Origin of the sequence: Streptomyces sp. NPDC058001, assembly GCF_042886315.1 — a bacterium.
In the GTDB taxonomy this organism is placed as follows: domain Bacteria; phylum Actinomycetota; class Actinomycetes; order Streptomycetales; family Streptomycetaceae; genus Streptomyces.
In genome coordinates, this window is sequence record NZ_JBHVQT010000015.1 from 324,887 (window position 1) to 332,892 (window position 8,006).

At 71.2% G+C, this 8,006-nt stretch carries 8 protein-coding genes; 4 read left to right on the plus strand and 4 right to left on the minus strand.

All coding sequences use genetic code 11. From position 1 onward, the window contains the following. Positions 1 to 94 precede the first annotated feature (94 nt). Entirely contained in the window at positions 95 to 1,738 is a 1,644-nt protein-coding gene (atzF, locus tag ACFVT5_RS34680) for an allophanate hydrolase (RefSeq protein WP_389896327.1), read from the plus strand. Between the two features lie 45 nt (positions 1,739 to 1,783). On the opposite strand, the gene ACFVT5_RS34685 is transcribed toward atzF, so the two are convergent. Continuing rightward, positions 1,784 to 2,062, minus strand: a complete 279-nt coding sequence (locus ACFVT5_RS34685; protein ID WP_389896329.1) for a hypothetical protein — start codon at positions 2,060 to 2,062, stop codon at positions 1,784 to 1,786. 181 nt (positions 2,063 to 2,243) lie between these two features. Here ACFVT5_RS34685 and ACFVT5_RS34690 point away from each other — a divergent pair, with 181 nt between their 5' ends. Both ACFVT5_RS34690 and ACFVT5_RS34695 read left to right on the plus strand, forming a co-directional pair. Continuing rightward, positions 2,244 to 2,897 carry a ClpP family protease gene (locus tag ACFVT5_RS34690; RefSeq protein ID WP_389896331.1) on the plus strand — a complete coding sequence of 218 codons (654 nt, stop codon included), beginning with the start codon at positions 2,244 to 2,246 and terminating at the stop codon, positions 2,895 to 2,897. Position 2,898: 1 nt separating this feature from the next. Then, a complete protein-coding gene (locus ACFVT5_RS34695; RefSeq protein ID WP_389896333.1) occupies positions 2,899 to 3,504 on the plus strand; it encodes a ClpP family protease in 606 nt (201 codons plus the stop codon). 29 nt (positions 3,505 to 3,533) lie between these two features. Here the strand turns inward: ACFVT5_RS34695 and ACFVT5_RS34700 are convergent, their stop codons facing one another. Further along, entirely contained in the window at positions 3,534 to 3,938 is a 405-nt protein-coding gene (locus ACFVT5_RS34700) for a helix-turn-helix domain-containing protein (RefSeq protein WP_389896336.1), read from the minus strand. 75 nt (positions 3,939 to 4,013) lie between these two features. On the opposite strand from ACFVT5_RS34700, the gene ACFVT5_RS34705 reads away from it, so the two are divergent. After that, entirely contained in the window at positions 4,014 to 4,499 is a 486-nt protein-coding gene (locus ACFVT5_RS34705) for a GNAT family N-acetyltransferase (protein WP_389896339.1), read from the plus strand. A 128-nt stretch (positions 4,500 to 4,627) separates the two neighbouring features. On the opposite strand, the gene ACFVT5_RS34710 is transcribed toward ACFVT5_RS34705, so the two are convergent. Both ACFVT5_RS34710 and ACFVT5_RS34715 read right to left on the minus strand, forming a co-directional pair. Then, on the minus strand, positions 4,628 to 4,855 hold the full coding sequence (locus tag ACFVT5_RS34710; protein WP_389896342.1) for an e9imm peptide: 228 nt from the start codon (positions 4,853 to 4,855) through the stop codon (positions 4,628 to 4,630). Between the two features lie 189 nt (positions 4,856 to 5,044). Continuing rightward, positions 5,045 to 7,861, minus strand: a complete 2,817-nt coding sequence (locus ACFVT5_RS34715) for a DEAD/DEAH box helicase (protein WP_389896345.1) — start codon at positions 7,859 to 7,861, stop codon at positions 5,045 to 5,047. Positions 7,862 to 8,006: the final 145 nt, after the last annotated feature.

Below are 8,006 nucleotides of genomic sequence, written 5' to 3' on the forward strand. Positions count from 1 at the left end.
GTCTGTGGGCAGGCGTCCCGCACGGCGGGACGGGTGGGCACAGACCGACCACCGACCCGCACCCGAAAGACCCACCTCAGCCAAGGACCCCGCGATGCCCAGCCGCACCGTTCACCGAGTAACCGCCGCCTACACCCGCCTCCGAGAGGCCAACCGCCCCGAAATCTGGATCACCCTCCGCGACGAAGCCACCCTGACCAAGGAAGCGGAATCCCTGGACAGCCGACTCGCCGCAGGCGAACACCTCCCCCTGGCGGGCAGCCTCCTCGCCGTAAAAGGCAACATCGACGTGGCAGACCTCCCCACCACCGCCGGCTGCCCTTCCTACGCGTACCGCCCCACGACGGACGCCCCGGCAGTGGCCCGACTCCGCGAGGCCGGCGCCCTGGTCCTCGGCACCACGAACCTGGACCAGTTCGCCACGGGCCTGGTAGGCACCCGCTCCCCCTACGGCGCCGTCCGCAACGCCCACGACCCGACCCGCGTCAGCGGCGGCTCCAGCTCCGGTTCGGCGGTCGCCGTGGCCCTCGGCATCGCCGATCTGGCCCTGGGCACCGACACCGCGGGCTCGGGCCGGGTCCCCGCCGCCTTCAACGGCATCGTCGGCCTCAAACCGACCCGCGGCCTCGTCCCGGTGGACGGCGTCGTCCCGGCGTGCGCGTCACTGGACTGCGTATCCGTCCTCGCCCGTACGCTCCCCGAGGCCGAACAGGCCCTGGCCCATCTGATCACCGGCCCCACCCCCGCGCCGCCACCGCGCACCCCGGGTCCCTGGCGCGTGGCCGTCGCCGAACCGGATGGGCTCGGCGAGCTGGACGACGGCTGGGCGGAGGCGTACACGGCGGCGGTCGACCGGCTGCGCGAGGCCGGCGCCGAGGTGCGGACAATCGATCCGGCGCCGTTCACCGAGGCCGCGCTCCTGCTGTACGAGGGCGCGTTCGTGGCCGAGCGGTACACGGCGGTGGGCCGGTTCGTCGACCAGGGATCGGCGGACCTGGATCCCACGGTCGCCGGGATCATCACCCGCGCGGGCACCATCCCCGCACACCGCCTCTACGCCGACCGGGACCGCCTCGCCGTCCTGCGCGCACGGGCCCTGGCCTCGCTCGGCGACGCGGACGCCCTGCTGCTGCCGACCGCGCCGGGTCATCCGACGCTCGCCGAGGTCGCCGCCGATCCGCTCGGCGCCAATGCCCGCCTGGGCCGTTTCACCAACTCCACGAACCTGTTCGACCTGGCGGCCGTGGCGGTCCCGGCGGGCGAGGTACGCGGGCTGCCGTTCGGCGTGATGCTGATCGGCCCCGCCCACACCGACGAACGCCTCACGCGCCTCGCCCGACTGCTGGCGGAACCCACGCGGCTCGCGGTGGTCGGCGCCCACCTGACCGGCCAGCCCCTCAACCCCCAACTCCTCGCCCTCGGCGCACGCTGGGAGCGCACCACGCGGACAGCACCCGTCTACCGCCTGCACGCCCTCGCCACCACACCGCCCAAGCCGGGTCTGGTGTACGTAGGTCCGGGCGGTGCGCCGATCGAGGCGGAGGTGTGGCGGCTGCCCGCCGAAGGGCTCGGCCGACTGGCCGCCGCGCTCCCCCGCCCGATGACCATCGGCCGCGTCGAACTCGCCGACGGCACCTCCGTCCCCGGCTTCCTCTGCGAACCCGCCGCCCTCGACGACGCCGAGGACATCACGGCGCACGGAGGCTGGCGCGCGGCACTCCGACACGGGCCGACGTGACAACACCGGCCGGCGTGACCCTCGTACCCGCCCCGACGACCCCGCTCAGGACGCCCGCACGTCAAGAACCGCCTTCCCCACGACCTCCCGGGCCAGCAGCGCCCGGAACGCGTCCCCCGCCCGCTCCCAGGACCCGCGCCACCCCACCTCGGCCGCCAACCGGCCCCGCGCCGCGAGTTCCAGCAGGATCCCGATGTCCGGCCCCGGCCGCCCCGCGTCGCCGAACGAGCTGATGGTGCACGCCGCGCCCAGCGCGAACAGGTCGCCACTCCTTCGACGCCGACCTTGTCCGTCTCCTCTGCCCGGACGGCCGCCCCGACCCACTCGCGGCGACGGTACGGGACCTGGCGTCCGCCCTGATCGCCGCCCGCCCGGCCGCCCCCGGCGCCCGCTCTGCCGTCGGCGAATCTGCTGCGGGCCGAGACGCCTCCCCCGACGGCACCTCCTGGTCAACAGTGGAGTGAGCGCGCGGCGATCAGGGGCCGCGCCCCCACGAGGAGGACCCATGGCGCCACTGACGGCCGGCCGGAACCCGGCCCACAACCCACGAGCCGAGGAGGGCGACACGCCCGCGACCCGGTTCGACGACCACCTCGCCGCGCAACTCCTCACCCAGCGGATCGTCTTCCTCGGCACCCAGGTCGACGAGGTCTCCGCGAACCGGGTCTGCGCCCAGTTGCTGCTGCTCTCCGCCGAGGACCCCCGTACCGACATCAGCCTGTACATCAACAGCCCCGGCGGCTCGGTGACGGCCGGTCTCGCGATCTACGACACGATGCAGCTCATCCCGAACGACGTGTCGACGCTCGCCATGGGATTCGCCGCCAGCATGGGGCAGTTCCTGCTCACAGTCGGCGCGAAGGGCAAGCGGTTCGCCCTGCCGAACGCCCGCATCATGATGCACCAGCCGTCCGCCGGCATCGGCGGAACCACCGCCGATATCGCGATCCAGGCGGAGAACCTCGAATTCATGAAGAAGTCCATCGAGCGGATCACCGCCGAACACTCCGGCCAGTCCGTCGAGACGATCTCCCGCGACGGCGACCGCGACCGCTGGTTCACCCCCGAACAGGCCAAGGAGTACGGCATGGTCGACCGCGTGGTCGACTCACTCGACACGGTCCGCCCCGCGGGCGACCGGCGACGGATGGGGCTCTGACATGGGCCAGTACACGATCCCGACGGTCATCGAGCGGACCACCCAGGGCGAACGCTCCTACGACGTCTACAGCCGGCTTCTCTCGGAGCGGATCATCTTCCTCGGCACCGAGATCGATGACGGCGTCGCGAACGTCGTCATCGCCCAGCTCCTCCATCTGGAGTCGTCCAGTCCCGAGTCCGAGATCGCCATCTACATCAACTCCCCCGGCGGCTCGTTCACTTCGCTGATGGCCATCTACGACACGATGACCTTCGTGCACGCGCCCATCTCGACGTTCTGCGTCGGCCAGGCCGCCTCGACCGCGGCAGTGCTGCTGGCGGGCGGCGACCCGGGGCGCCGGTTCGTCCTGGAACACGCGCGGGTGCTGCTCGGCCAGCCCGCGAGCAGTGGCCGGCAGGGCACCGTCTCGGACCTCAGCCTTCAGGCGAAGGAGATGCTCCGTATCCGCGCCCAGGTCGAGGAGGTGCTGTCCCGGCACACACCGCACGAAGTGGCGACCCTCCGTGCGGACATGGACCGGGACAAGGTGTTCAGCGCCGAGGAGGCCGTGGCCTACGGCCTCGCCGACGAGGTCCTGCGCCGCCGGGTCATCCAGCCCGCCTGACCTCCAGGGTCTTTCGCCCGGACGAGGCCCTATGCGGCCAGGCACATCCCGCCGTACCGCGAGGTGTTCCGCACCCCCTGGTGTGCGCGGCCCGTGGTACGCCTCACGGCGGTGAGGCGTACCAGCTCGCCGTGGGTCAGGGCCAGCAGATCGGCCAGGTCGAGCCCGAGCGCGCGGGCCGCGGCGGCGAGCACTTCGGACGACGCCTCCTTGCGCCCTCGCTCCAGCTCCGAGAGGTACGGCATGGAGATACGGGCCACCTCGGCGACATCCTTGAGCGTGCGTTCCTGGGCGAGCCGTTCGCGCCGCAGGACGTCTCCGACGAGGTCCCTCCAGAGCGGTTCTCGCGGGGCGGGCGTCGGGTCCGGCTCGGCGGCCACCGGGGCGGGGCGCAGCGGGACGACACGGACTGGGTTCGGCGCGTGATGGGTCACCTGTCCAGGGTAGAAGCGCGGCGCCCGACGGAAAGTCCGTGGCGTTCCGCTCTCGGGGAAATCTAAGGTCCGGTCATGTCTTCATCACCCCGCCTGGAGAAGGTCACCCCGGCCACCGTCGAGGCCGCGTGCCGTCTGTCCGTACACCCCGACCAGGAGGATCTGGTCTCCCCTGTCGCCTGGTCCCTGGCCGAGGCATACGCCCAGCCCGATGTCGCCTGGCCCCGCCTGATCCTCGACGGCGACCGGCTCGTGGGCTTCGTCATGGGCTTCTTCGGTGTCCGTTTCTACCCGGACGACCCGACCGACACCCCGCGCGACGGCATCTGGCGCCTGAACATAGCGGCGGACCAACAGGGCAACGGGTACGGCCGTTTCGCCGTGGAGTCGGTGTGCGAGGAGATCATCCGCCGTGGCGGCACGACGGCCACGGTCACGTACAACCCTCGCCAGGGCGGCCCCGAACCCTTCTACCGCACCCTCGGCTTCCACCCCACAGGCAAAACAAGCGGCACCCAACTGGTGGCCGAACGAACCCTGCCCCGGACAGACCCGACCTGAGCCCTGGCACCATCCTCACAAAATGGCCAGATCGCCAACACCTACCCCCGATCTGGCCATTTCCCGAAACAGCATGCCCCGGACGCCAAGTAAGAGCGACCGGGGCCGTCGAGCGAGAACTCCCGGCCTCACAGACCGATCGGCTGATACGCCAGAGCCTGATCAACGACTTCCTCAGCGGAAAGCTCTCGCTCCGACGGCCCATAGATCAAGTCCCCGACATGACCGGACGGACACACCAAGGCTCTGTCGAGCCCGGCGAGCCAACGCCTCACGTCCTCGTCGGAACAGTCCGCGCTCATGATCCGCCGCACCAGCCCGACCGCCTGCGCGCGGCTCATCCCCACCGCCTTCATCCGGCCCCTCCCTCGCCACGCTGACGGAACCCGCGATCACCCGACCAACTCCCCGGCACGCCGCAGCCCAGCCGCTCTCCCCTGCCCCCGGCCCCCGCCCCGCTCCCTCGCCGCCCCCGGCGCCCCTTCCCCCCGCCCCGGACCCCCCGGACCCCGAACCCCCGGCGCCCAACACCCGCCCAACCAACGTCACCCCACCGACGAGTACGCCACCACACCCCGCAGCAACCCATCCACGGCCCGCCGCGCGTTCTTCGCCACCGTCGACCCCTCCGAACCCACCGGCGCCGCCGCCGAGATCTGCCCCAGCACATCGATGACCTGCTTGCACCAGCGGACGAAGTCGCCCGCCGGCATCTCGGCCTCGCGCAACACCTCGTCCAGGCCACTGCCCGACGCCCACATGTACGCGGCCCAGGCGAACCCGAGATCGGGCTCGCGCTGCCCGACCCCCTCGGCCTGGCTGATCTTGAAGTCCTCCTCCAGGGCATCGAGCCGCCCCCAGATCCGGACCATCTCGCCGAGCGCAGCCTTGGCCTGACCGGACGGCAGCTTCGGCGCCATCGCGTCGTCCCCGACCCGCGCCTCGTAGACCAACGCGGAGACGCACGCGGCGAGTTCCGCCGGGTTCAGCCCCTCCCAGACACCGGCCCGCAGACATTCGCTGGCCAGCAGGTCCAACTCGCCGTAGAGCCGGGCGAGCCGCTTGCCGTGCTCGGTGACGTCATTGCCGCGCAGATAGTCGAGTTCGGTGAGGAGCGCGACGATCCGGTCGAAGGTACGGGCGATGGTGTTGGTGCGGCCCTCGATCCGCCGCTCCAGTTGGCCGGTGTCCCGCAGCAGCCGGTGATACCGCTCCGCCCAGCGCGCGTGGTCCTCACGGTCGGAGCAGCCATGGCAGGGATGGGCGCGGATCTCCGTCCGCAGCCGGGCGATCTCACGGTCGTCCGCGGCGGCGGCCCGCTGCTTGCGGTGCCGGTCGGGAACGATGTGCCCTGCCTTGGTGCGCAGCGCGGACGCGAGATCACGACGGGACTGCGGCGAGCGCGCGTTGAACGACTTGGGGATCCGCATCCGCTCCAGCGCCTCGACGGGGATGGGGAAGTCCATCGAGGCCAGCCGCTTGACCTGCCGCTCGGCGGTCAGCACCAGCGGCCGGGGCCCGTCGTGCTGGTCGAGCCCCCGGTGACCGTTGGACCGCCCGGCGGGCAGTCCGGGGTCGAGGACGAGCGCGAGACCGGCGTACTTCCCGGTGGGGACGTGGATGACGTCGCCGGGCTTGAGCTTCTCCAGGGCCGCGGCGGCGGCGACCCGGCGCTGCGTGGCGCCCTGCCGCGCCAACTCGGTCTCACGGTCCTTGAGTTCACGGCGCAGCCGCGCGTAGTCCTCGAAGTCGCCGAGGTGGCAGGTCATCGACTCCTTGTAGCCGTCGAGCCCTTCCTCGTTGCGCTGCACCTGGCGGGAGATCCCGACGACCGACCGGTCGGCCTGGAACTGCGCGAACGACGTCTCCAGGAGTTCACGGGAGCGGTGCCGCCCGAACTGGTCGACCAGATTGACGGCCATGTTGTACGAGGGCTTGAAGCTGGAGCGCAGCGGATACGTACGGGTGCCGGCGAGCCCCGCGAGGTGGTCGGGGTTCATGCCGCGGTGCCAGAGCACGACGGCATGGCCCTCGACGTCGATACCGCGGCGGCCTGCGCGCCCGGTGAGCTGGGTGTACTCGCCGGGCGTGATGTCGGCGTGCTGCTCACCGTTCCACTTGACGAGCTTTTCCAGGATGACCGAGCGGGCGGGCATGTTGATGCCGAGGGCGAGGGTCTCGGTCGCGAAGACGGCCTTCACCAGGCCGCGTACGAAGAGTTCCTCGACCACTTCCTTGAAGGTGGGCAGCATGCCCGCGTGGTGCGCCGCGATGCCGCGCTCCAGGCCCTCCAGCCATTCGTAGTACCCGAGGACATGGAGGTCTTCGGAGGGGATGGACGCGGTGCGCTCCTCCACGATCTCGCGGACCGTGGCGCGCGCGTCCTCGTCGTTGAGCCGCAGCCCCGCGTACAGACACTGCTGTACGGCCGCCTCGCAGGCCGCGCGGCTGAAGATGAACGTGATCGCGGGCAGGAGCCCTTCGGAGTCGAGCCGCTCGATGACCTCGGGACGGCCGGGCGTCCACACCCGTGACCGCTGCCGGCGCTCCCGCTCGCGGTCGGCCTCGCGCATGTTCCTGCCGCGCCGCTTGTCCCTGCCGTACGAGGGTCGTCCCGCCTCCATGGACGCCATGCGGGTGAGGTCGGGGTTGACGGCCTTCTTGTGGCCCTCGCCCTCCTCGAACAGGTCGTACATCCGGCGGCCCGCGAGGACGTGCTGGAACAGCGGGACGGGCCGGTGCTCGGAGACGATGACCTCGGTGTCGCCGCGGACCGTGTCGAGCCAGTCGCCGAACTCCTCGGCGTTGGACACGGTCGCCGACAGCGAGACCAGGGTGACCGACTCGGGGAGGTGGATGATCACTTCCTCCCAGACGGCGCCGCGGAACCGGTCGGAGAGGTAGTGCACCTCGTCCATGACGACATAGCCGAGGCCGAGGAGGGTGTGCGAGCCCGCGTACAGCATGTTCCGCAGGACCTCGGTCGTCATGACGACGACCGGGGCGTCGGAGTTGACGCTGTTGTCGCCGGTGAGAAGGCCGACCTTGTCCGCGCCGTACCTCCGGCAGAGGTCGGAGTACTTCTGGTTGGAGAGCGCCTTGATGGGCGTCGTGTAGAAGCACTTCTTGCCCTGGCCGAGCGCCAGATGGACGGCGAATTCGCCGACGATCGTCTTGCCCGAGCCGGTGGGCGCCGCCACCAGCACGCCCTTGCCCGCTTCGAGTGACTGGCACGCCTCGATCTGGAAGGGGTCGAGGCCGAAGTCGTACATCTCGCGGAATCCGGCGAGTGCGGTGGCCTGCTCGGCGGCGCGCCGGCGTGACGCCGCGTACCGCTCGGCCGGTGAGAGGTCCTCTGTCATCGTGCTTTCGAGCCTACCCGCCCCCTCCGACAACGGACGATCATTATCGGGATCGGCACATGCGTGCTGGTCAGCGCGGTGCACTACGGACCGCGACAGAAACGGCCGGCCACGCCCCCGGGGCGGGGGCGGCCGGGTGACGGGT

What these genes read in the sequence shown, in the direction of transcription:
- atzF (WP_389896327.1), top strand. Translation starts at nt 95, where the DNA reads ATGCCCAGCCGCACCGTTCACCGAGTAACCGCCGCCTACACCCGCCTC.
- ACFVT5_RS34690 (WP_389896331.1), top strand. Translation starts at nt 2,244, where the DNA reads ATGGCGCCACTGACGGCCGGCCGGAACCCGGCCCACAACCCACGAGCC.
- ACFVT5_RS34695 (WP_389896333.1), top strand. Translation starts at nt 2,899, where the DNA reads ATGGGCCAGTACACGATCCCGACGGTCATCGAGCGGACCACCCAGGGC.
- ACFVT5_RS34705 (WP_389896339.1), top strand. Translation starts at nt 4,014, where the DNA reads ATGTCTTCATCACCCCGCCTGGAGAAGGTCACCCCGGCCACCGTCGAG.
- ACFVT5_RS34710 (WP_389896342.1), bottom strand. Translation starts at nt 4,855, where the DNA reads ATGAAGGCGGTGGGGATGAGCCGCGCGCAGGCGGTCGGGCTGGTGCGG.
- ACFVT5_RS34715 (WP_389896345.1), bottom strand. Translation starts at nt 7,861, where the DNA reads ATGACAGAGGACCTCTCACCGGCCGAGCGGTACGCGGCGTCACGCCGG.